Origin of the sequence: Aquabacterium sp., from assembly GCF_021768455.1 — a bacterium.
Classification (GTDB): domain Bacteria; phylum Pseudomonadota; class Gammaproteobacteria; order Burkholderiales; family Burkholderiaceae_C; genus Aquabacterium.
On sequence record NZ_JAIZVX010000254.1, the window covers coordinates 1 to 2680 of the forward strand.

Consider the following 2680-nt stretch of genomic DNA (forward strand, 5'->3'; position numbering starts at 1 on the left):
CAGTTGCTGATCGAGACGCCCTACCGCAACATGGCCCTTTGGCAGACCCTGGTGGCGCAACTGCAACCCGGCACCTTGCTCAGCGTGAGCTGTGGCCTGACCCTGCCGCATGGCTTCAGCCGCACGGCCTCGGTGGCTCAGTGGCGCCAGACATCGCTGGCGCTGCCGGACGACGTCCCGGCCGTGTTCAGCTGGCTGGCCCCCTGAACAAGGCCCAAAGCCGAGCGAGTGTCACCCACCTCCGCAACGGCCTTGCGCTTCTTGACACAATGTGGGGGCACACACCCTCCCGCCCCACCCTGCACCGAAAGCACGGCAACGTGAACACGCCTTCTTCCTCCATGGCCTCCCCCCTGGTTCTGCCCCAGGATCCCCACCACCACAGCGAACCCAGCGAGCTGGCCCGCAAACTCGGCTACGCCGGGCTGATCCCCTTCATCGGGGGTGCCCTGTTCATCTGGCTGCTGTCTGGCCGGGTGGAGCCGCCACCGTTCAATTTTGTGGTGGGCGCCGTGACCAGCTACGCGGCCCTGATCGTGTCATTCCTGGGCGGTGTGCCCTGGGGCCTGGTGATGCTGCGCAGTGCGGCCGGTGAAGCCGACGGCCCGATGCACCACCGTGCGCTGTGGGCTGGCATCGCCTACTCGCTGGCCGCCTGGGTGGCGCTGCTGATGCCGCCGCACGCGGGCCTCGTCGTGCTGGGCGTGCTGCTGATCGGCTGCTACCTCAGTGACCGCAAGCGCTACCCCGAACTGGGCATGGCAGGCTGGATGACGATGCGCTTTCGGTTGACCGTGTTCGCCAGCCTGAGCTGCTTCCTGGCCGCCGCCCAGATCTGATCGACGCCCATCCACCCAACACGCCCATTCATGATCGATTACCGCATTGAAGTGGGCGACGCCCACGCCCACCTGTTTGCAGTCACGCTCAAGGTGGGCAAGCCCCAGGCGCAACAGGCCTTGAGCCTGCCGGTGTGGATCCCCGGCAGCTACCTGGTGCGCGAATTTGCGCGCCACCTCAGCCCGATCCGCGCCGAACAAGGCGGACAACCCTGCGCCGTGATGCCCACGGGCAAGGCCAGCTGGGTGGTCGACACCGTTGCAGGCAAGCCCCTGACGCTGCGCTATGAGGTCTACGCCTTCGACACCTCGGTGCGTGCCGCCTTCCTGGATGCCAGCCGCGGCTTCTTCAATGGCACCAGCGTCTTCCTGAAGGTCGAAGGCTTGGAGGACCAACCCCAGCGCCTGAAGGTGACCGGCCTGCCCAAAGGCTGGGCCGTGGCCACCTCGCTGCCTCGCGTGAAGGTGAACGCCCAAGGCCTGGGCGACTATCAGGCCCCCGATTACGACGCCCTGGTGGACCACCCGGTGGAACTGGGCACCTTCTGGCGCGGCGAGTTCATGGCCAAGGGCGTGCGCCACGAGTTCGTGGTGGCAGGCGCCCCGCCCGACCTGGACGGACAGCGCCTGCTGGACGACAGCCGGAAGATCTGCGAGGCACAGATCGCTTTCTGGCATGGCCGGCGCAAACCACCTTTCGACCACTATGTGTTCATGCTCAACACCGTGGAAGACGGCTATGGCGGCCTGGAACACCGCCAGAGCACGGCCCTGATCTGTGGCCGCAAAGACCTGCCTCGCCAGGGCCGCCCGCTCAACCAGGATGCCTACACCACCCTGCTGGGCCTGATCAGCCACGAGTACTTTCACACCTGGAACGTCAAGCGGCTCAAGCCCACGGCTTTTGCCCCCTACGACTACACCCAGGAGAACCACACGCGCATGCTGTGGTTCTTCGAAGGCTTCACGTCCTATTACGACGACCAGTTCCTGCTGCGCACCGGCCTGATCGATGCAGGCACCTACCTCAAGCTGCTGGGCAAGACGGTGAACCAGGTGCTCAACACACCGGGCAGACTCGACCACAGCGTGGGCCAGGCCAGCTTCGACGCCTGGACACGCTACTACCGTCAGGACGAAAACACGGCCAACGCCACCGTGAGCTACTACACCAAGGGCTCGCTGGTGGCGCTGGCGCTCGATCTCGCCCTGCGCCAGGTGCCGCCACAGGGCAAGCACCAGCCCTGTCTGGACGGCGTCATGCACCGCCTGTGGCAGCTGGGTCGCGCCATCACCGAAGGCGATGTGGCACAGGCCCTGGCCGACGAAGCTGGCGCACTGCCCCCAACCGGCGCCTGCGCCCGAACCCGCACCACGGTGGCCGAGGCCTGGCATGACCTGCTGAGCCAGTGGACAGAAGGCACGGCCGACCTGCCGCTGGCCGCTCTGTTCACCGGCCTGGGCGTGGGCTGGACCGACAGCAAACCGCCCCTGGCCCAGCGACTGGGCCTGAAACTGAGCGAGGCCGGTGGCAGCCTGAAGGCACAGGCCCTGTTGCGAGGCGGACTGGCCGAGGCAGCAGGCCTCAGCGCTGGCGATGAGCTGATCGCCCTGGACGGCTGGCGCCTGCGCCGCGGCGAAGACCTCGCCACCTGGCACCAGGCCGAGCAGGCGCAGACCCTGCTCGTGGGCCGCGACGGCCGTGTGCTGCACCTCACCCTGCCCGCCTTGGCCCTGGCCCCACAAGGACAGCCGGGCCGTGCGGCCCAGCTGGTGACGCTGAGCCCGGACGAGCGCCAGGCCAGCCCCGAGCAGACCGCCCGCCGGCGCGCCTGGCTGCG

2 protein-coding genes and 1 pseudogene are annotated in these 2680 nt (G+C 67.7%); all 3 read left to right on the plus strand.

The window, feature by feature from the left end; translation table 11 throughout:
- A pseudogene (locus QZ994_RS19415) lies at positions 1-207 on the plus strand (ribosomal RNA small subunit methyltransferase I); the annotation flags it as partial.
- Between the two features lie 113 nt (positions 208-320).
- Complete coding sequence (locus QZ994_RS19420; protein ID WP_290877620.1) at positions 321-839, plus strand: DUF3429 domain-containing protein; 519 nt, start codon at positions 321-323, stop codon at positions 837-839.
- A 30-nt stretch (positions 840-869) separates the two neighbouring features.
- Positions 870-2680, plus strand: a 1811-nt coding sequence (locus QZ994_RS19425) for a hypothetical protein (protein ID WP_290877623.1), incomplete at its 3' end; no start/stop codon positions are given.